The organism is Micromonospora sp. NBC_00330, assembly GCF_036136635.1.
Classification (GTDB): domain Bacteria; phylum Actinomycetota; class Actinomycetes; order Mycobacteriales; family Micromonosporaceae; genus Micromonospora; species Micromonospora salmantinae.
Map to the genome: position 1 here is coordinate 4,345,700 of NZ_CP108012.1, position 18,432 is coordinate 4,364,131.

An 18,432-nucleotide genomic window follows, 5' to 3' on the forward strand; every position below is an offset into this window, starting at 1 on the left:
GTGGGTGATGCGTAGTACGACGGTCAGCTGTGCCGGGTCCGACGGCGCGGACGCTCGCCGCCCTCGCCACCCTCGCCGCCGCCGCCGTTGCCGCCCTCGCCGCCGCGCTCCGGGCCACGACCGCCACGGTCGCCGCCACGCTCACGGTCGCCGCGGTCACGCGGAGCCCGGTCGCCCCGGTCCCGACCAGCCGGCCGGTCGCCAGCGGCGGCCTCACCGGCGGCCGGAGCCTCGGTGCCCTCCGGGCGGACCTTGTCGAGGTAGATCTTGCCGCGGGCGTCGATGTCCGCGATCTCGACCTCGACCCGGTCACCGACGTTGAGGAAGTCCTCAACGCGCTCGACCCGCTTGCCGTCGCCCACCTTGGAGATGTGCAGCAGGCCGTCACGGCCCGGCAGGAGCGACACGAACGCGCCGAACGCGGCGGTCTTGACCACAGTGCCGAGGAACCGCTCGCCCTGCTTCGGCAGCGTCGGGTTGGCGATGCCGTTGATCCGGTCGACGGCCGCCTGGGCCGACGGGCCGTTGGTGGCGCCGACGTAGATCGTGCCGTCGTCCTCGATGGAGATCTCGGCGCCGGTCTCGTCCTGGATCGCGTTGATGGTCTGCCCCTTCGGGCCGATCACCATGCCGATCTTGTCCACCGGAATCTTGACGGTGGTGACCCGCGGCGCGTAGTCGGACATCTCGGCCGGAGCCTCGATCGCCGCCTTCATGACCCCGAGGATGACCTGCCGGGCCTCGTTCGCCTGCTGCAACGCGGCGGCCAGCACGTCCGACGGGATGCCGTTGAGCTTGGTGTCGAGCTGGAGCGCGGTGACGAACTCCGGCGTGCCGGCGACCTTGAAGTCCATGTCACCGAACGCGTCCTCGGCACCGAGGATGTCGGTCAGCGTCACGTACTGGGTCTTGCCGTCCACCTCGTCGGAGATGAGCCCCATCGCGATGCCGGCGACCGGTGCCTTCAGCGGGACACCCGCGGAGAGCAGGCCCAGCGTCGACGCGCAGACCGAACCCATCGAGGTGGAGCCGTTGGAGCCGAGCGCCTCCGACACCTGCCGGATGGCGTACGGGAACTCCTCGCGCGACGGCAGCACCGGGATCAGCGCGCGCTCGGCGAGGGCGCCGTGGCCGATCTCGCGACGCTTCGGCGAGCCGACCCGGCCGGTCTCACCGGTCGAGTACGGCGGGAAGTTGTAGTTGTGCATGTAGCGCTTGCGGTTCTCGGGGGACAGCGTGTCCACCATCTGCTCCATGCGGAGCATGTTCAGCGTGGTGACGCCCAGGATCTGGGTCTCGCCCCGCTCGAACAGCGCCGAACCGTGCACCCGGGGCAGCACGCCGACCTCGGCGGTCAGCGCCCGGATGTCGCGCGGGCCACGCCCGTCCATGCGGACCTGCTCGCGCAGCACGCGGTTGCGCACCTCGGACTTGGTCAGCGACCGGAAGGCAGCGCTGAGCTCCTTCTCCCGACCCTCGAACCGAGCACCCAGCTCCTCGGCGACCCGGGCCTTGACCCGGTCCAGGGCCTCCTCGCGGTCGGCCTTGCCGGCGATGGTGATCGCCTCGGCAACCTCGGCGCGGGCCAGCTCGGAGACGGCGTCGTACACGTCGTCCTGGTAGTCCAGGAAGACCGGGAACTCGGTGACCGGCTTGGCGGCGACCTCGGCCAGCTCGCTCTGCGCGCGGCACAGCTCACGGATCGCCGGCTTCGCGGCCTCCAGGCCGCTGGCGACGACCTCCTCGGTCGGGGCGGTGGCACCGGCCGAGATGAGGGCGACGGCGTTCGGGGTGGCCTCGGCCTCGACCATCATGATCGCGACGTCGCCGTCCTCGAGCGTGCGGCCGGCCACGACCATGTCGAAGGTGGCGCGAGCCAGCTCCTCCAGGGTCGGGAAGGCAACCCACTGGCCGTCGATGTGGGCGACGCGGGTCGCCCCGATCGGACCGGAGAACGGCAGGCCCGAGAGCTTGGTCGACATCGAGGCGGCGTTGATCGCCACGACGTCGTACGGGTGCTGCGGGTCGAGCGCGAGGATGGTCTCGACGACCTGGACCTCGTTGCGCAGGCCCTTGACGAAGGACGGGCGCAGCGGCCGGTCGATCAGCCGGCAGGTGAGGATCGCGTCCTCGCTGGGCCGACCCTCACGGCGGAAGAACGAACCGGGGATGCGGCCCGCGGCGTACATCCGCTCCTCGACGTCGACGGTCAGCGGGAAGAAGTCGAACTGCTCCTTCGGGTGCTTACCGGCGGTCGTGGCGGAGAGAACGACCGTCTCGCCCAGCTGGGCGATGACGGAACCGGCGGCCTGGCGAGCCAGCCGACCGGTGGAGAAGGTGATCTCACGGGTGCCGAAGGACCCGTTGTCGATCACGGCGGTGCGGGATTCGGTGCCGAGTTTGGTCTCGGTCATGTGCTGTCGTGCTCCTTCGCGTCGTGGGCCCACGACATCGGGGAGCTGCTCAGCCGGCCGGTCTTCGATCGAAGCGCCCGGGTGGCCGGCATGATGCCGGGGTTCCCGGGGGCCACTACCGGAGACCGGTACGCTGACCGGCTCCCTCTCGGGTGGTCGCGCGGCCCGTGTTTCCTCAGGTGGGACGCGGTACGGGGGAGCGGCCGTCCGGCCACTCCCCCGTCACGTCACCGGCGCAGACCGAGCCGCTCGATGAGCGACCGGTAGCGGGCAATGTCCTTCTTCTGGACGTAGTTGAGCAACCGACGGCGCCGGCCGACCAGCAGCAGCAGCCCACGGCGGCTGTGGTGGTCGTGCTTGTGCACCTTCAGGTGCTCGGTCAGCTCGGCGATCCGCTTGGTGAGGACCGCTACCTGGACCTCCGGCGAACCGGTGTCGCCCTCGGCGGTCGCGTACTCCGCGCGGATGCTGGCCTTGGCTTCCTGATCGAGCGCCATGTTCTCCCTGTTTCGATGGGTTGATCAAGTGGGTGTCCGTCGTCCCGATGGACCGGGAACGGACCGGTACCTCGCACCCGCGGCGTCGAGCAGGCACGCGAGGCCCCACGCCGGTCACCCGACGTCCCGGCAAGACTACCAGCACTCGCCGGTAACACCCGGCGAAGGGCCTCGGTGGCGGCCCGGCACCCCCGCACGATCAGGCCAGTACGCGCCGGGTGCGCTCGACGTCCTGATTCATCTGGGCGATCAACGGCTCGATCGAGTCGTACCGGATCTGACCACGCAGGTGCGCCACGAAGTCCAGGGCCAGCCGCTCGCCGTACAGGTCGCCGGAGAAGTCCAGCGCGTACGCCTCGACCCGCCGCTCCCGGCCGGAGAAGGTCGGGTTGGTGCCCACCGACACCGCCGCCAGCAGCGGCTCGTGCTGACCGCGGCGGATCAGCCGGGCCGCGTACACGCCGTCGGCGGGCACCGCCGCGTACCGGTGGCAGAGCAGGTTGGCGGTGGGGAAGCCCAGTTCCCGGCCCCGCTGGTCGCCACGGACCACGACGCCTTCCACCCGGTGTGGGCGGCCCAGCGCGGCGGCCGCCGCGCCCACGTCACCCGCGTCGACGCAGGACCGGATGTACGTGGAGGAGAAGACGGTGCCGGCCTCGGCGACCAGCGGGGCGCCCTCCACGCCGAAGCCGAACGTCTGACCGAGCCGTTCCAGCAACGCCACGTCGCCGGCGGCCCGGTGCCCGAAGCGGAAGTTGCCGCCGACCACCACCAACGCGGCGTGCAGGTGCTCGACCAGGACGTCGTGCACGAACTGCTCGGCCGGCACCCGGGAGAACTCCGGGGTGAACGGCACCACGCAGAGCACGTCCACGCCGAGCGCCTCGATCAGCTCGGCCTTACGGGCCGGCTCGGTGAGCACCGCCGGGTGGGAACCGGGGCGGACCACCTCGGCCGGGTGCGGGTCGAAGGTGACCACCACCGACTGCACGCCCAACTCGCGGGCCCGGGCCACGGCGTGCCCGATCGTCGCCTGGTGCCCCTTGTGCACGCCGTCGAAGACGCCGATGGTGACCACCGAGCGTCCCCACCCGCCGGGCGCCGCGTCGTAGCCCCGCCACCGCTGCATGCCGTTCCTCTCTGCTGTCCCGCCGGCCGGCGGGTCGACACCGCCGGCTGCGGGCCGACGGACCTGCGCTGCGCTGTCAGGCCGGTGCGAGCACGATCTCCGCGCGGGCCCGCCCGTCCCGCTCGCTGACGATAGCGATCAGGCCGCCGGCCGGCCCGAAGACGGCGTACGGCCCGGTGAGGCCGGCCGGGTCCAGTGGCCCACCGTGGGCGAGCACCCTGGCCTCGTCCGGCGTGGCCTCCCGACGCGCGAAGAACCGGTCGGCCGCCGCGTCCAGCGGCAGGTTCACGACGTCCGGGGCGCGCTGCTCCAACTCGTCGAGCGTCGCCGCCTCGGCGAGGGTGAAGCCGCCCACAGCGGTACGCCGCAGCGCCGTGAGGTGCCCGCCGACACCGAGTGCCAGGCCGGCGTCCCGGGCGATGGCCCTGATGTACGTGCCGGAGGAGCAGGTCACGTCCACGTCCACGTCCACCACGTCCGGGTCGGTGCGACGGATCGCCAGCACCTCCAACCGGGAGATGGTGACCCGCCGCGCCGGCAGCTCGACGCTCTCCCCGTCGCGGACCCGCTTGTACGCCCGCTGCCCATCGATCTTGATGGCGCTGACGGCGCTCGGCACCTGGTCGACCTCGCCGCTGAGCCCGGCCAGCGCCGACCGGATCGCGTCGTCGGTGACCTGCCCGGCCGGCACGGTGGCGGTCACGTTGCCCTCGGCGTCGTCGGTGACCGTGGTCTGGCCGAGCCGGATGGTGCCGGTGTAGCTCTTGCCCGCGCCGATCACGTAGGTCAGCAGCCGGGTGGCCCGGCCGACACCGATCACCAGGACGCCGGTCGCCATCGGGTCGAGGGTGCCGCCGTGCCCGACCCGTCGGGTCTTCGCCAGTCGGCGGATGCGCGCCACCACGTCGTGCGACGTCATGCCGCCGGGCTTGTCGACCACGATCAGACCATCGGTGCTCACGTCGGCCAAGCCTGCCAGATGGCACGTACTCCGCAGTGCGTGGGCACGCCCGGCGTGACCCCAGCCTCCGCACCGAGGGCTGAGCCGGGTGCGTCGGGACGGGGCGTTTTGTCCGGCGAGGACAGCCGGCCGACCTTCCCGGATGCGAAGATCACCCGCCCGTTGCCATCACCGTGAGATCAGGACTGCCGATGACCACCGACCGACCACCGGGCCACGAGCACCGCGCGCGGGTCGACCTTCCGGACTGGATGCGGGATCCGACGCCGACGCGGCGGACCCCGGCGCGCTACGTCGACGACCTGATCGAGGGCTGGCCGGCGCTCCGGGCCGCCCGCCGGACGATGTGGCACTGGCGCGGCCGGACCAGATGGAGCGAGTCGCACCCGCACATCGTCGCCGTGCTCTCGTTCGTCGTGGCCGCCGCCCTCGGGGCCGCCCTGGTGACCGGCGCCTACTATCTGCTCGCGCTGGCCACCAGCGGCGGATACTGACGGAGGAACCATGGAGAACACCCCGCCGAGGGAGCCGATCGACCCGCCACCGCCGCCCGCCGCGGTAGCGCAGGTCAACCCGGTGCAGCTACCGGATTGGCTACGGTCATCGCAGACCGAGCACCAGCCCACCGGGTGGGACCGGGTCCGATTCTTCTCGGCCCGGCACAACGGGGCCCTGCTGCTCGGCCTCGGGCTGGTGATGGCACTGCTGATGGTCGTCGGCGGGGTGGTGTTGTTCGGTCGGGTCGCCGATGGTGTCCGCACGTCCGCCTCGGCGAGCCCCACACCGAGCCTCACCCCGCCGGTGAGCAGGGTCGGCGAACCACGGGACCTGTTCGCCGGGTCGCCGGCGGCCTCCTTCGCGCCTGCCGAGGAGGCCGTGCGGATGCCGGCGGCCAAGAGCACCGGGCCGTTCACAGCGGCCCAGGTACGGACCGCGCTGGAGTCGGTGCGCAAGGCACTGATCGAGAGCCGGGTCGACATCTCGATGTTCTCCGGGGATCCGGAGCCGTTCCTCGCGCTGCTCGCCCCGGAGGCTCGCGAACAACTCCGGGGAGACTTCACCAACGGCAGCTTCCTGCGGTACGCCACGAGGATGGCGTCGCCGTCGGAGTGGGAGTTCGGCGTCCGCGCCGACGGCCGGGTCAGTTACCGGGCCACCAGGCAGGACGGCATCCGAGTGCTGGAGGTCTCCACGGAGTTCGTCTGGGCGTACCCGTTCGACGTGGACCTGCGGGCGCCCGCCGGCGCGACGGTGGTGGCGCTGCGCGACCAGGTGGTGTGGCAGGTGCCGCACCCGGACGACGTGCCGGCGTCCGCCCGGGGCCTCTGGGTCACCTCGGCGGAGGCCGTGACCTGGAACGCGGACTGCGCCCAACTCCGTGAGGGCTGGGTGCAGGAGCAGTTCTGGGTGGCCGACCTGCACGGGAACCGGATACCCGCCGGCGACCCGGGCACCATCTTCGACCTCGACGCGCCCGCGCCGACCACCACGCGCTGCTGACCGGCCGCCCCGGCGACCCGGTCAGCGGACCGCGCCGGTCACCGCCCACCTGCCGTTGCGCAGTCGCAGCAGCAGGGCGACCAGCCGGATCACCACGAACAGAGTGAGCCCGGCCCAGATGCCGCCCAGCCCGAGGTTGAACGCGTACGCCAGCCAGATGGCCGGCAGGAATCCGCCGAGCGCCGCCACGATGGTGAGGTTGCGCAGGTAACGCACGTCGCCGGCGCCGATCAGCACACCGTCGAGGGCGAACACCACCCCGGCCAGCGGCAGCATGACGACGAACCACGGCCAGGCCACCATGGCCTGCTCGCGTACCCCCGCGTCGGAGCTGAACCACGACGGCACCACGCCCGCGCCGGCGGCGACGAGCAGCGCGAAGCCCACGCCGCAGACGCCGCCGAGCAGCCCGACCCGGCGGGCGAGCGCCCGCGCGCCCGCGTCGTCGCCGGCGCCGAGCGCGGCGCCGACCAGGGACTGCGCGGCGATGGCGAGGGCGTCGAGCACCAGCGCGGTGAAGAACCAGAGTTGCAGGGCGATCTGGTGGGCGCCGACCGCTGCGGCGCCGAAGCGGGCGGCGACGGCGGTCGCGGACAGGAAGCTGGCCTGGAACGCCAGCCCACGGATCAGCAGGTCCCGGCTGAGCACCAGTTGTTGGCGGATCACGCGGGGTTGGGGTCGCAGCGACACCCGCTCGCCGACCAGGGCGGCGGCGAAGAGCACCCCGCAGAGCGTCTGCGCGACGACGTTCGCCACTGCCGAGCCGACCAGCCCCAGCCCGCCGGGGTAGACCAGCAGCGGGCAGAGCAGCGCGGAGAGCAGGTTGGGGCCGAGCACGAAGTACAGGGGGCGGCGAGTGTCCTGCACGCCGCGCAGCCAGCCGTTGCCGGCGGCGGCGAGGAGCAGGCCGGGAGCGCCGAGGGCCGCGATCCGCAACCACTGGGCGGCGGCGTCGGCGACCTCGCCACCACCACCGGCGAGGGTACGCGCTAGCGCGCCGCCGCCGACCTGCATGCCGATCGCGATCAGCAGACCGACACCGAACGCCAACCAGGACGACTGGACGCCCTCGGCGACCGCGGCGGCCCGGTCACCAGCGCCGAAGCGGCGGGCCGCGCGGCCGGTGGTGCCGTAGGCGACAACGGTGCCCACCCAGGCGGTGAGCGTCATGACCGTGCCGCCGACGGCGAGCGCGGCGAGCGGCACCCGGCCGAGGTGACCGACCACTGCGGTGTCGACCAGCACGTAGAGCGGTTCGGCGGCGAGCACCACGAGGGCAGGCAGGGCGAGCGCGGCGATCCGCCGAGGCGAGGCGGGTCGGTGGGCGGTGGCGGCATGGTTCATCGCCGCCGATCCTGGCATGGCTGTGGTAAGGAGCACAAGGCCGCCGGTAACTTACGGGCCGACCTCTCGACCGGCTCGGCGGACGTCACCGAGGATCGAGGCCCTGATGCGCCACCTGTCGCCGGCATCCCGGTTTGCGGCGCTCACTACCCTGTCCGAGGCTCCCACGCGGGGGCACCACGACAGCGATAGGCCTAATCACAGTGAGCGACAGTTACCCTCCGCCCGACCCGAACGTCACCCCCTGGAGCGGCCCGCCGGCCCCACAGCAGGGCGGCTATCCGCCGTACGGACAGCCACCACCCCAGCCGTACTACGGCACACCACCGCCGCCGGCCAAGTCGAACAAGGGCCTGATCATCGGGCTGGTCGCCGGCGCGGTGGTCGTCATACTCGCCATCTGCGGCGCGGGAATCGGCATCCTGCTCGCCTACGACGACGACGAGCCCGCACGCGGCACGGCCTCCACCCCCACGCCGGGCACCGGCAGCACGCCGGGCACGGGGACCGTCCCCACGCCGGGGCAGGCGGATCCACCGAACAACAACGCGATGACCGCTCGTTACTCCAGCGACATGGCGAACGTCTGCGAAGGCAGCCCGATCCTGAACGCGGCGCCCTACAGCGGCCCGGCCGGCGCCAAGGCCTACACGTTCTCGAACAACCCCGACCGGCCGACGTCCTGGTCGTCGACGTACGTCCCTTCGGACAAGTCCTACTACGCCAAGGGCGCGGACTACCAGAAGGTGTCGGTGGTCGGCTGCCTGAAGTTCGACGAGGGCAGCCAGGGCGTCCCGAAGAAGTGTCAGTACAAGGACAAGGCGGAGAAGCAGGTCACCATCGACTACGTCTCGTCGCGCTACACCCTGACCTTCTACGCGGCCAAGACCGCCGGGAAGATCGGCGATGGCGGCACAGTGACCGCCCCGACCAACAGGTGCCCGAGTTTCATCTCGTACGACAAGACCACCATGAGGGCGTACGCGACGCCGGACTCCGGCACCATCGAGGCGGCCCTGGACACGTTCCTGTCCTGAACGGCTCGACCCCCACTGGCGGCCGGACGGTGACGCCGTCGGCGCGGCGCGTCGGCGGCGTCACCACCGGCCGAGACGACTCACTGACGGGTGTCCATCGACGTCTGCAGCGCGCGGCGGGCCTGCTCGCGGGCGTCGTCGGTGGTGGTCTCGGGCTTGGGCTTGTTCGGCATGGTGGCGCTCCTCTTCCCAGGGCGTGAGCCGCCGACACGCGGCGGCCCTCACGGGCGGTCCTGCTGAGCGCCCCACGGCGGTCCGGGGTTACCGGAGCAGCCGACTGGGCAGCGTGAGCCCGGGTCGATCCGACCCTGGAGGGAGGCGGCACGGGGTGTGGCACCACCGCCCATGACCTGCACCGCCAGGCGGCACCGGCCTTCTCCCAAGTTATCGTTCAGGTCCACATACTGCTTACGGTTCCCGCCATTTGGACGGTCGGCAACCCGGCTCAGCGAGCCAGGAAGTGCCAGCCCAGCCACCACCAGAACCCGAACAGACCGATCCGGCCCACCGGCACCGGACCGACCTCGTAGCGCATCACATAGGCACAGACCTCGCCCAGGGTGGGGATCCGCGACCCCTCCCGCCGAGCCATCCACTCGACCACCGCGAAGAGGACCAGCGCGGCGAGGAAGCCGCCGATCGCGAGCGCGCGCATCATCGCCGCACCAGCCCCCAGAAGGCCGCCAACCAGGCGAACCAGACCGCCGAACGGGTCAGCTGATCCTCCAGGAGAGGATCGGCCAACCGGGAGAAGGTGGGGAAGTCATCGCCGGCAGCCAGCACGAAGGTCACGCCCTCGAAGACCCCGAAGACCACCACCGGCACCGCCCACCAGGCCGCCCCCGGGCCCAGCCGGCGCGGCGCCGGCCGACGGGACACCCGGTTGCTCAGACCGAGCCAGATCAGCACCCCGCCCGTCCCGAGGGTGAACAGATTCGCCTCGGTGGAGAAGGACGCGAACCGGCCACCGACGAGCGACAGGCAGACGAGGACGGGAACGGAGACGGCGGGCCGGTCCCAGGCGCGGGGGGCCTCCACGGTGAGGTCGTGCGGCTGCTCCATCCCGCAATTCTTCCCGGTATCACGGAACGCGGGAAGACCAACACTCCCCGGAGCTGACCCTGATCTTCCGGGCCGACGGATCGATGACGGCCGAAGGCCGACGTCAGCCGATCAGCGCCGCGTCCAGCTGACCGCGAATCGACTCGACCACCTGCTCGACGGTGCCCCGACCGGTGAACCCGGCCGCGAACGTGTGCCCACCACCGCCCAGCGCCACCGCGACCCGACTGACGTCCACCGCGCCCTTGCTGCGCATCGACACCGCCCACTCGGCGGGCCTGGTCTGCTTCACCACACAGCTCACATCCGCCTCGGCCGTGCAGCGCACGGAGTCGATCAGCGCCTCCAGCACGTACGGCCGCTGGTCGTGCCGGGCCAGGTCATCGAGGGTGGCGAAGGTCCAGACCAGGCCCCGACCTCCGGCGGCGGCCGGCTCCAGTCGAGCCCGGCCGAGCACCTCACCGAAGAGGCGGACCGCGCCGAAGGGCCGGGTGTCGAAGACCCGCCGGGAGATGTCACCCGGCGAGATGCCGGTCGCCAACAATCGAGCGGCCATCTGATGCACCGCCGGAGTGGTCGCCTCGAACCGAAACGAGCCGGTGTCAGTGGTCAGCGCCACGTAGAGGCACTCGGCGATGGCCGGATCCACCACCACCCCGAGCCGGGCCAGCAGTTGCTCGGCCACTACCGACGTCGCCGCCGCACCCGGGTCGACCAGGTTGACAGTGCCGAAACCGGGGTTGGAGGCGTGGTGGTCGAGCACCAGCGCCGCACCCGCCGACGACAACCGCCCGGCCAACTCGCCGAGACGCGACTCGCTCGCCGCGTCGAAGCAGATCACCAGATCGGGTGCCGGGTCGGCGGCGTCCGCCGGGACGAGCAGGTCCAGCCCAGGCAGCCCCCGGAACGGCTCCGGCAGCTCCGGCGGCCCGGGAAAGGTCGCCTGCACGTCGCGTACGCCGAACTGCCGCAGGCCCAGACCGAAGCCGAGCATGCTGCCCAGCGCGTCGCCGTCCGGATTGACGTGGCAGATCAGCAGCACCCGGGCGGTCGGCGGGAGAGCCCGCACCAACGCCTCGGCCGCGGCCCAGTCCGCCTCGGCGGGGCCGAGCCCGGCTGCCCCGGCGTACGGGGCGCTGGCGGTGCTGGTCACCGCGTTTCCCCACCCCGCGGGGTCTCCTTGACGTCGGTGGCCTCGTCGGCCTCGTCCGTCTCGTCCGCCTCGTCGGTCTCGTCGTCCACCCGGTACGGCTGGGCCTCGCCCGCGTACTTCGCCTGGGCGGCGAGCCGCTGCACCTCGGCATCGGCGTTGCGGGCTGCGGCGAGCAGGTCGTCGATGTGCTTGACCTGGTCCTGCACGTCGTCGAGGACGAACGTGAGGGTCGGCGAGTGGCGCAGCCCGAGGGCCTTGCCGACAGTGCTGCGCAGCAGCCCCTTGGCGCTCTCCAGCGCCGCCGCGGTGTCCGCCTGGGCCACCGAGTCACCGAGCACCGTGTAGAAGACCGTCGCGTCGCGCAGGTCAGCGGTAATCCGGGCATCGGTGATGGTGATCATCCCGAGCCGCGGGTCCTTGATCTGGCTCCGCACCACCGACGCGACCAGCTCACGCACCCGTTCCGCGTGCCGGCGTACCTTGGCCGGATCAGACATCTCGCCACCTCCACGGCGTCCTGCTTCCGGTCGACCCGGCGGCCCGGAGGCCGCCGGCCGACCGGCCAACATCTCGAACATTACCTTCGGGGCCGCTCCGGTCGCCCGGCACAGCCGGCACCACTGTCAGTCGTCGTCCACGCCGTAGAGCCGGCGTCGAACGGACAGCAACTCGACCTCGGGGCGATTGGCCACCAGGCGCTCACAGGAGTCGAGCACCTCGCGGACGTGCGCCGTCTCGGCGGCCACCACGGCCACCGCCAGCTGCGCTCGACCATGCAGGTCGAGCGCACCCACCTCAGCGGCCGACACCTCGAAGCGGCGCAGCGCCGCCACGATCGGCCGTACATATGATCTCTTGGCTTTGAGCGACCGGGAGTCGCCCGGCAGCAGCAGGTCGAAGACCGCGGTTCCGGTGAACATCGCCCCGGACGATACCGCCAACCCGCCCCGCATGATCAAGGGGTTTACGCCGAGTGGCGTAAACCCCTTGATCAGCGTGTCACTGCCGGATCAGGCGCGAACCTTCTCCCGCATCTCGAAGGTCTCGATGACGTCGCCGACCTGGACGTTGTTGTAACCACCCAGGGTCAGACCGCACTCGAAGCCCTCGCGGACCTCGGTGGCGTCGTCCTTGAACCGCTTGAGCGAGGTGATCGTGAGGTTGTCCGCCACGACCGCCCCGTCCCGAAGCAGGCGAGCCTTCGCGTTGCGTCGGATGATGCCCGACCGGACGATGCAACCGGAGATGTTGCCGATCTTGGACGAGCGGAAGACATCGCGGATCTCCGCGCTGCCCAGCTCGGCCTCCTCGTACTCCGGCTTGAGCAGGCCCTTGAGCGCTGCCTCGATCTCCTCGATGGCCTGGTAGATGACGGTGTAGTACCGGATCTCCACGCCCTCGCGGTCGGCCATCTCACGGACCTTGTTCGAGGCCCGCACGTTGAAGCCGATGATCGTGACCGGCTCGGACGAGGCGCTCGCGAGCATGACGTTGCTCTCGGTGATCGCGCCGACGCCCCGGTCGAGGACCTTGAGCTGGACCTCCTCGGGAATGTCGAGGTTGAACAGCGCGTCCTCGAGTGCCTCCACCGAACCGGAGACATCGCCCTTGAGGATGAGGTTGAGCGAGGTCTTCTCGCCCTCCTTGAGCTGCTCCATGAGCGTCTCGAGGGTGGCCCGACCACGGGAGTTGGCGAAGGACGCCGCCCGCCGCCGTGCCTGCCGCTGCTCGGCGATCTGCCGCACCGTGCGGTCGTCCGCCGCTGCGAGGAACGTGTCTCCCGCGCCGGGCGGCGCGGTCAGACCCAGAACCATTACCGGACGCGCCGGCCCAGCCTCGGTGAGCTGGTTGCCGTTCTCGTCGAGCATCGCCCGGACCCGGCCGTGCGCCCCACCGGCGACGATCGAGTCGCCCGCCCGCAGGGTGCCCTTCTGCACCAGCACCGTCGCCACCGCACCGCGACCCTTGTCCAGGTGCGCCTCGATGGCCACACCCTGAGCCGGCCCGTCGATCGGAGCGGTCAGCTCCAGCGACGCGTCGGCGGTCAGCAGGACGGCCTCGAGCAGTTCCTCGATGCCGATGCCCGGCTTGGCTGCCACGTTGACGAACATGGTCTCGCCGCCGTACTCCTCGGCGACCAGGCCGTACTCGGTCAGCTGCTGGCGGACCTTGTCCGGGTTGGCGTCCGGCTTGTCGACCTTGTTGACCGCGACCACGATCGGCACGTCGGCCGCCTTGGCGTGGTTCAACGCCTCGATCGTCTGCGGCATCACACCGTCGTCGGCCGCGACGACCAGGATCACGATGTCCGTGACCTGGGCACCACGAGCACGCATGGCGGTGAACGCCTCGTGACCCGGGGTGTCGATGAAGGTGACCGCCCGGTCCTCGCCCTCGTGCGGGACGTGGACCTGGTAGGCGCCGATGTGCTGGGTGATGCCACCCGCCTCACCGGCCACGACGTTCGCCTTACGGATGGCGTCGAGCAGCTTGGTCTTACCGTGGTCGACGTGACCCATGACGGTCACCACCGGCGCACGGCTGACCAGACGCTCCTCGGCCACCTCCGCGTCGAGGTCGATGTTGAACTGCGCGAGCAGCTCGCGGTCCTCGTCCTCCGGGCTGACGATCTGGATGTCGAAGCCCAGGTGCTCACCCAGCAGGTGCAGGGTGTCGTCAGAACAGGACTGGGTCGCGGTGACCATCTCGCCCAGGTTGAACATCTCCTGGACCAGCGAACCCGGGTTGGCGTTGATCTTGTCCGCGAAGTCGGACAGCGAGGCGCCACGGGAGAGCCTGACGATCTGACCCTGACCCCGGGGAGCACCCGAGCTCATGGTCGGAGCCGACAGGTTGTCGAACTCCTGTCTGCGCTGCTTCTTGGACTTGCGACCGCGCGTCGGCCGACCACCCGGACGCCCGAAGGCACCCGCGGCGCCGCCGCCACGGCCACGACCGCCCGCACCCGGACGACCGCCGCCACCGGCCGGACCACCCGGACGGAAACCGCCGCCGGGAGCACCAGCACCGCCGCCGGGACCGCCGCGGTAGCCACCGCCACCGCCGGCACCCGCGCCGCCACCAGGGCCGCCTCGGTAACCGCCACCGCCACCGGCGCCACCGCCGGGACCGCCGCGGAAACCGCCGCCACCGCCACCGGGGCGACCAGCGCCACCGCCACCGGGGCGACCAGCGCCACCGGGACCGGGGCGACCGGCAGCCGGACGCTGACTCGGCATGGACGCCGGGCTGGGCCGCGGCGGCATGGAGTTCGGGCTCGGCCGCGGCGGCATGCCCGCCGGGCTGTTGGGCCGAGGGCCACCCGCACCGGCGGCCGGGGGCCGCTGCTGCTGGCCACCCTGGATGCCGAACGGGTTGTTACCGGCACCGCGCGCCGGCGGACGACCGCCCGGCCGGGCACCCGGACCGGGAGCCGGCGTGCTCGGACGAGCTGCCGGCGAACCGGGACGGGGCGGCATCGCCGCGGGACCCGGCCGAGGGCCGGGGCGGTTGCCACCGTCTGCCGGAGGCTCCCGGCGAACGGGGTTGTCCCGCTGCTGCTGGCGGGCGGCCTGCGCGGCCTTGACCGCGGCCTCCTGCTCAGCCTTCAGCGCGGCGGCACGCGCCTCCGCGGCCGCCACCTCGATGTCGTGGGCACTCGCCGGCTTGGCGACCGGGGTCGCCGTCTGCGGCGCACCGGGAACCGGACCCTTGGGCTTCGGACCGGGTGCCGGCGCGGCCGGCCGCCGAGGCGGCATCGGCTTGGCCGAGACCCGGGGCGCGCCCGGGGTCGGGGATGGCGTCGGGGTCGGGGTTGAAGCCGGCATCGACGCGGGCGCCGACGGGGCGGCCGGAGCCGGGGCTCCGGCGGACGCGACGAATGCGTTGCGCAGCCGTCGGGCGACGGGCGCCTCGACGGTGCTGGACGCGGACTTCACGAACTCGCCCATTTCCTTCAGCTTGGCGAGAACGGTCTTACTCTCGACCCCGAGCTCTTTTGCAAGCTCGTGTACGCGGGCCTTGCCTGCCACTGCACTCCTCACTCCGAGGTCGTGCGGGCAGCACCCGCAGCGACCTCACTCGTGCACTTGAAGCCTGGTCATTTCAGGGACTTCATCGTGTGCTCATGTCGGTCGTCCTACCCTGCTAGCGACCCTCGCCCGGTCGGGCTGACCGGACGTAGTGGTTGGCGCATCGACGTGCTCCGCCAGCGCACCGTGGTCGAGGACCTCGGTGCTGCGCAGCGCACGCCCGAAGGCGCGGCGCCGCACCGCCAGCGCGAAGCAGGCCGGATCCGGGTGCATGTTCGCTCCCCGACCCGGCAGCCTGCGGCGCGGATCAGGCCGGAGGCTGTGACCAGCCTCGTCCCTGACCGCGACGATTCGCAGCAATTCGCTGGCCGGCGCACGTTTCCGGCAACCCACACAGGTGCGCTCCGGTTGAGTGCGTCGTACCACTGGAGGAAGTCTACCCCTAGCTTCCCGAGATCGCTCCGCCCGGCTCCCGCACGTGATCAGTTACCCCACGCGCTGCCGGCGCGGTCTGCTCCGCATCGGACCGAATGTCGATCCGCCAACCGGTCAATCGGGCCGCGAGTCGGGCATTCTGCCCCTCCCGACCGATGGCGAGCGAGAGCTGGAAGTCGGGAACTGTCACCCGGGCGGCCCGGTTGGCCAGGTCGACCACCTCGACCCGCAGCGCCTTGGCCGGCGACAACGCGTTGCCGACGAAGGTGCCCGGGTCGTCCGACCAGTCGATGATGTCGATCTTCTCACCGTGCAGCTCGCTCATCACGGCACGCACCCGCTGACCCATCGGGCCGATGCAGGCGCCCTTCGCGTTCACACCGGGGGTGGTGGAGCGGACGGCGATCTTCGTGCGATGACCCGCCTCACGGGCGATCGCGCCGATCTCGACGGTGCCGTCGGCGATCTCCGGCACCTCCAGCGCGAAGAGCTTCTTGACCAGAGCCGGGTGCGACCGGGACAGGGTGATCTGCGGCCCGCGCATGCCCTTGGCCACGTGCACCACGACGCAGCGGACCCGCTCGCCGTGCGCGTACCGCTCGCCGGGCACCTGCTCGGACTGCGGCAGCACGCCTTCCAGCTTGCCCAGGTCGACGCTGACGATGCCCTTCTCGGTACGCGTCTCGTGCGCCTGCACCACGCCGGTGACAAGGTCACCCTCGCGGCCGACGTACTCACCGAAGTGCACCTCGTCGGTGGCCTCCCGCAACCGCTGGAGGATCACCTGCTTGGCGGTCATGGCGGCGATCCGGCCGAAGTCGTGCGGGGTGTCGTCCCACTCCCGCACCAGGCTGCCGTCGGCATCCATCTCCTGCGCGTACACCAGGGCGGCGCCCGACCTGCGGTCGATCTCCACCCGGGCGTGGGGTTCGGCCCCGTCGGTGTGCCGGTAGGCGGTCAGCAACGCGGTCTCGATCGCCGCGAGAATCGTGTCGAACGGGATCTCCCGCTCGCGCTCGAGTGCGCGCAGCGCCGCGAGGTCGATGTTCACCTCTCCTCGTCCTCCACATCATCTTCGTCGTCGATGTCGTCTGAATCGTCGATCTCGTCGGAATCGTCCGCGTCGTCGAACTCGTCGTCCGGCTCACCGAGCTCGGCGAGCCGGGTGAACTCGACCTGCACGCGGCCGGGGCCCAGCTGGGCGTACGCCCAGGCGGCGCGGCCGTCGTCGGTCTCCAGGTGCACGCCCTCGTCGTCGGCCGCGACCACCCGGCCGGTCAGCTGACGGTCACCGGCGGGCTGCTCGCCCCGCTGGCCGGGCAACGCGGCCGCGCCCCGGGCGGTGACCTTGACCAGTCGGCCCACGTTGCGCCGCCAGTGGCGGGGCAGGGTGAGTGGCCGGTCGACGCCGGGCGAGCTGACTTCCAGCTGGTACTCGCCGGCGAGGATGTCGCCGCCGGTCTCCTCCGCGGCGTCCAGCGCGGCCGAGACCGCGCGGGAGACGACCGCGACGGCGTCCAGGTCGATCCCGCCGTCGGTGTCCACCATCACCCGCACCACGTGCCGGCGGCCGGCCCGGGAAACCGACAGGTCCTCCAGGTCGTAGCCGGCGTCGTTGACCACCGGCTCGATCACGGCCCGCAGTCGGTCCCGCCGGGCGGCGAGGTCACCGCCGCGGGGGCCCGCAGCACCGCGGGGTCGACCCGTCGGCCTGGTGGCACGGCCACGCTGCGTCATCTCCGCACCCTCTCCCTGGTCGACGGGGACTGGTAGTCCCGCCATGCCGGCACGCCACCGGAGTGGACACGCCGGTGGTTGCGCAGAGCGTAACGCGCCTGCCCGGCGGCGGACCGGGCGGCGCACCGACGCCGGTGACCCCCGGACCGGCACGGATGGTGTTGACTTGGCCGGTGGGGATCGGCAGAACGACACAGCGCGACCAAGCATCCGGACATTCCCGGCGAAAGCTGCTGAGTGCCGGGGCGCTGCTGGTGCTCGGCGGCGCCGTGACGCCGCTGACCGGCTGTGATCTTTTCGACCGCGACGACCAGCCGGACCCACCGCCCGACCCGCTGCGGCCGATGGTGGACGAGTCACTCGCGCTGGCCGCCGCGTACCGGGCGAGCGCGACCGCCCATCCCGAGCTCGCCGACCGGCTCAACCCGATCGCCGAGACGCACACCGCGCACGCCACCGAGCTGGCCCGGGTGATCGGCGTGACACTGCCGTCGGCGGCCTCCGCGGCCCCGACCACCGCCCCGGCAGCCGATCCGAACGGCGCGCGCGCCGCCCTGCGGGCGCTGGAGAAGACCGCCCAGCAGTCCGCCACCGCCGCCTGCGCCGCAGCGCCCGCGGAGCGGGCGGCACTGCTCGGGTCGATAGTCGCCGCCCGGGCAACTCACCAGGAGGCACTGAAGTGAGGCAGCCGTCCGCCGGGGAGGCACTCGCCTCCGCCCTGTCCGCCGAGTACGCGGCCATCTACGCCTACGGACGGATCGGTGTCCGGCTCAGCGGAGCGGCGCGGGACGCGGCACGCCAGGCGGAGGCCGCACATCGACGCCGGCGCGACGCGCTGGTGGTGCAGCTCACCACGGCCGGCGGCGTCGTCCCGCCGGACCGGGCCGGGTACGCCCTGCCGTTCCCGGTCACCGACCGGGCCAGCGCCCTGCGGCTCGCCGCCGAGGTGGAGGAGCGCACGGCCGCGCACTGGCGGGCCGCCCTGGCGTCCACCACCGGCGCCGACCGGGACCAGGCCCTGGCCGCCCTGGTCGAGTACGCCGTACGGGCCACCCGGTGGCGGAAGACTGCCGGGTCGACCCCGCTGACTGTCCCGTTTCCCGGTCGACCGACCTGAGCCGACTCCACTCCG

19 protein-coding genes are annotated in these 18,432 nt (G+C 72.0%); 5 read left to right on the forward strand and 14 right to left on the reverse strand.

Going from position 1 to position 18,432, the window contains the following annotated elements; all coding sequences use genetic code 11:
* Positions 1–23: 23 nt before the first annotated feature.
* The 4 genes from OG598_RS19520 to truB all read right to left on the reverse strand — a co-directional run bounded on the left by OG598_RS19520 (position 24) and on the right by truB (position 5,001).
* Positions 24–2,414: a polyribonucleotide nucleotidyltransferase gene (locus OG598_RS19520; protein WP_328650501.1), complete on the reverse strand. Its 2,391-nt coding sequence runs from the start codon at positions 2,412–2,414 to the stop codon at positions 24–26.
* A 227-nt stretch (positions 2,415–2,641) separates the two neighbouring features.
* Positions 2,642–2,911, reverse strand: a complete 270-nt coding sequence (gene rpsO / locus OG598_RS19525) for a 30S ribosomal protein S15 (protein WP_030337594.1) — start codon at positions 2,909–2,911, stop codon at positions 2,642–2,644.
* Positions 2,912–3,110: 199 nt separating this feature from the next.
* The gene (locus OG598_RS19530) at positions 3,111–4,040 is read right to left on the reverse strand and encodes a bifunctional riboflavin kinase/FAD synthetase (RefSeq protein WP_196921595.1); all 930 of its coding nucleotides are present in this window, start codon (positions 4,038–4,040) and stop codon (positions 3,111–3,113) included.
* Positions 4,041–4,116: 76 nt separating this feature from the next.
* Positions 4,117–5,001: a tRNA pseudouridine(55) synthase TruB gene (gene truB / locus OG598_RS19535; RefSeq protein WP_328650502.1), complete on the reverse strand. Its 885-nt coding sequence runs from the start codon at positions 4,999–5,001 to the stop codon at positions 4,117–4,119.
* 191 nt (positions 5,002–5,192) lie between these two features.
* Between truB and OG598_RS19540 the strand changes: the two genes are divergently transcribed.
* Both OG598_RS19540 and OG598_RS19545 read left to right on the forward strand, forming a co-directional pair.
* On the forward strand, positions 5,193–5,495 hold the full coding sequence (locus tag OG598_RS19540) for a hypothetical protein (RefSeq protein WP_328650503.1): 303 nt from the start codon (positions 5,193–5,195) through the stop codon (positions 5,493–5,495).
* Between the two features lie 10 nt (positions 5,496–5,505).
* Positions 5,506–6,501, forward strand: coding sequence for a hypothetical protein (locus tag OG598_RS19545; protein ID WP_328650504.1), 996 nt, complete (start codon positions 5,506–5,508; stop codon positions 6,499–6,501).
* A 21-nt stretch (positions 6,502–6,522) separates the two neighbouring features.
* Here the strand turns inward: OG598_RS19545 and OG598_RS19550 are convergent, their stop codons facing one another.
* Positions 6,523–7,845, reverse strand: a complete 1,323-nt coding sequence (locus tag OG598_RS19550) for an MATE family efflux transporter (RefSeq protein WP_328650505.1) — start codon at positions 7,843–7,845, stop codon at positions 6,523–6,525.
* 203 nt (positions 7,846–8,048) lie between these two features.
* On the opposite strand from OG598_RS19550, the gene OG598_RS19555 reads away from it, so the two are divergent.
* Entirely contained in the window at positions 8,049–8,882 is an 834-nt protein-coding gene (locus OG598_RS19555; RefSeq protein ID WP_328650506.1) for a hypothetical protein, read from the forward strand.
* Between the two features lie 445 nt (positions 8,883–9,327).
* On the opposite strand, the gene OG598_RS19560 is transcribed toward OG598_RS19555, so the two are convergent.
* The 9 genes from OG598_RS19560 to rimP all read right to left on the reverse strand — a co-directional run bounded on the left by OG598_RS19560 (position 9,328) and on the right by rimP (position 17,300).
* Entirely contained in the window at positions 9,328–9,537 is a 210-nt protein-coding gene (locus tag OG598_RS19560) for a DUF6186 family protein (RefSeq protein ID WP_238686867.1), read from the reverse strand.
* Complete coding sequence (locus OG598_RS19565; protein WP_091400383.1) at positions 9,537–9,944, reverse strand: hypothetical protein; 408 nt, start codon at positions 9,942–9,944, stop codon at positions 9,537–9,539. The genes OG598_RS19560 and OG598_RS19565 overlap by 1 nt, the downstream gene beginning before the upstream one ends.
* A 103-nt stretch (positions 9,945–10,047) precedes the next feature.
* Positions 10,048–11,097: a DHH family phosphoesterase gene (locus OG598_RS19570; protein ID WP_328650507.1), complete on the reverse strand. Its 1,050-nt coding sequence runs from the start codon at positions 11,095–11,097 to the stop codon at positions 10,048–10,050.
* Positions 11,094–11,594: a 30S ribosome-binding factor RbfA gene (rbfA, locus tag OG598_RS19575; RefSeq protein WP_112624086.1), complete on the reverse strand. Its 501-nt coding sequence runs from the start codon at positions 11,592–11,594 to the stop codon at positions 11,094–11,096. The genes OG598_RS19570 and rbfA overlap by 4 nt, the downstream gene beginning before the upstream one ends.
* 126 nt (positions 11,595–11,720) lie before the next feature.
* Positions 11,721–12,017: a DUF503 domain-containing protein gene (locus OG598_RS19580; RefSeq protein ID WP_091400377.1), complete on the reverse strand. Its 297-nt coding sequence runs from the start codon at positions 12,015–12,017 to the stop codon at positions 11,721–11,723.
* Between the two features lie 90 nt (positions 12,018–12,107).
* Positions 12,108–15,128 (reverse strand): translation initiation factor IF-2, encoded by a 3,021-nt coding sequence (gene infB, locus OG598_RS19585; protein WP_328650508.1) that lies wholly within the window; start codon positions 15,126–15,128, stop codon positions 12,108–12,110.
* A gap of 93 nt (positions 15,129–15,221) precedes the next feature.
* The gene (locus OG598_RS19590; RefSeq protein ID WP_328650509.1) at positions 15,222–15,554 is read right to left on the reverse strand and encodes a YlxR family protein; all 333 of its coding nucleotides are present in this window, start codon (positions 15,552–15,554) and stop codon (positions 15,222–15,224) included.
* Positions 15,555–15,570: 16 nt separating this feature from the next.
* Complete coding sequence (gene nusA / locus OG598_RS19595) at positions 15,571–16,614, reverse strand: transcription termination factor NusA (RefSeq protein WP_238671748.1); 1,044 nt, start codon at positions 16,612–16,614, stop codon at positions 15,571–15,573.
* The gene (gene rimP / locus OG598_RS19600) at positions 16,611–17,300 is read right to left on the reverse strand and encodes a ribosome maturation factor RimP (protein WP_328650510.1); all 690 of its coding nucleotides are present in this window, start codon (positions 17,298–17,300) and stop codon (positions 16,611–16,613) included. Before rimP ends, nusA begins: the two co-directional genes overlap by 4 nt.
* Before the next feature lie 230 nt (positions 17,301–17,530).
* On the opposite strand from rimP, the gene OG598_RS19605 reads away from it, so the two are divergent.
* Entirely contained in the window at positions 17,531–17,983 is a 453-nt protein-coding gene (locus OG598_RS19605) for a hypothetical protein (protein ID WP_328655380.1), read from the forward strand.
* Positions 17,980–18,417, forward strand: coding sequence for a ferritin-like domain-containing protein (locus tag OG598_RS19610; RefSeq protein WP_328650511.1), 438 nt, complete (start codon positions 17,980–17,982; stop codon positions 18,415–18,417). The genes OG598_RS19605 and OG598_RS19610 overlap by 4 nt, the downstream gene beginning before the upstream one ends.
* Positions 18,418–18,432: the final 15 nt, after the last annotated feature.

Excerpts from the sequence above, each read along its gene's own strand:
- OG598_RS19560 (WP_238686867.1), bottom strand. The coding sequence starts at position 9,537 with ATGCGCGCGCTCGCGATCGGCGGCTTCCTCGCCGCGCTGGTCCTCTTC.
- OG598_RS19545 (WP_328650504.1), top strand. The coding sequence starts at position 5,506 with ATGGAGAACACCCCGCCGAGGGAGCCGATCGACCCGCCACCGCCGCCC.
- OG598_RS19530 (WP_196921595.1), bottom strand. The coding sequence starts at position 4,040 with ATGCAGCGGTGGCGGGGCTACGACGCGGCGCCCGGCGGGTGGGGACGC.
- OG598_RS19540 (WP_328650503.1), top strand. The coding sequence starts at position 5,193 with ATGACCACCGACCGACCACCGGGCCACGAGCACCGCGCGCGGGTCGAC.
- OG598_RS19580 (WP_091400377.1), bottom strand. The coding sequence starts at position 12,017 with ATGTTCACCGGAACCGCGGTCTTCGACCTGCTGCTGCCGGGCGACTCC.
- OG598_RS19550 (WP_328650505.1), bottom strand. The coding sequence starts at position 7,845 with ATGAACCATGCCGCCACCGCCCACCGACCCGCCTCGCCTCGGCGGATC.
- rpsO (WP_030337594.1), bottom strand. The coding sequence starts at position 2,911 with ATGGCGCTCGATCAGGAAGCCAAGGCCAGCATCCGCGCGGAGTACGCG.
- rbfA (WP_112624086.1), bottom strand. The coding sequence starts at position 11,594 with ATGTCTGATCCGGCCAAGGTACGCCGGCACGCGGAACGGGTGCGTGAG.
- OG598_RS19520 (WP_328650501.1), bottom strand. The coding sequence starts at position 2,414 with ATGACCGAGACCAAACTCGGCACCGAATCCCGCACCGCCGTGATCGAC.
- OG598_RS19565 (WP_091400383.1), bottom strand. The coding sequence starts at position 9,944 with ATGGAGCAGCCGCACGACCTCACCGTGGAGGCCCCCCGCGCCTGGGAC.
- rimP (WP_328650510.1), bottom strand. The coding sequence starts at position 17,300 with ATGACGCAGCGTGGCCGTGCCACCAGGCCGACGGGTCGACCCCGCGGT.